The 797-nt window shown below is 49.9% G+C and carries 1 protein-coding gene; it reads right to left on the reverse strand.

All coding sequences use genetic code 11. The features are described from left to right. Nucleotides 1-797 (reverse strand): phosphopantetheine-binding protein (locus AAC147_RS05970; RefSeq protein ID WP_047685991.1); only part of this gene is annotated, 797 nt, incomplete at both ends.

The raw sequence follows: 797 nt of genomic DNA on the forward strand, positions 1-797 counted from the left end.
TCCCATTGACTGACATCACAATGAGGTAACGTTGATAACCATGAAGGTATGACGGCCTGATAGCATTGACGGTAACCCGCTGCTGTTTCAATAAAGTGGACACGCAACATATCGTGTCGTTCAGCCAGTTGATTCAGTGCTTCTTCAATATCGCCGTGTTTGATCGTACCGGGCAGGCGGATCATAAAGGCCTGGTTCCAGTGATGTGGTTGCGGTAACTGGCGGTTGAAAAAATCCTGCTGGACAGGCAATAGGCCAAATTCCCCACTTAATTTGCCCTGTTCGGCCACCACGCTGACTGTCTGTTGATCCTGTTCCAGTACCTGTGCCAGACGAGCTACCGTTGGTGCTTTAAAAATTGATTTAACCTGCACAGTAAAGCCAGCCTGCCGGAGTTTAGAGACCAATTGAATACTGACAATCGAATCACCACCGATACGGAAGAAGTTATCCTCAATACCTACTTGTGCCAGCCCCAATATCTCCTGCCAGATAGTACAAAGCTGAGTTTCCAGTGCATTACGCGGTGCAATGTAACCGTCCCGGTTGCCCCAGATCGGTTCCGGTAATGCCCGACGATCTAACTTACCATTCAGGGTCAACGGCACTGACTCAATACGGGTAAAGCAGGCAGGCATCATATACTCCGGCAGGCGACCGGAGAGATGCTCAATCAGAACGTCATCAGATACATTCCCCTCACTCACCAGATAGGCCGCCAGGACTTTGTGACCTTCCTGATCCGAATCAATCACTACCGCCTGTTTTACCTGGGGATGTGCAACCAGTGCGCTTTC

Origin of the sequence: Xenorhabdus sp. NBAII XenSa04, from assembly GCF_963866145.1 — a bacterium.
Taxonomy (GTDB): Bacteria; Pseudomonadota; Gammaproteobacteria; order Enterobacterales; family Enterobacteriaceae; genus Xenorhabdus; species Xenorhabdus indica.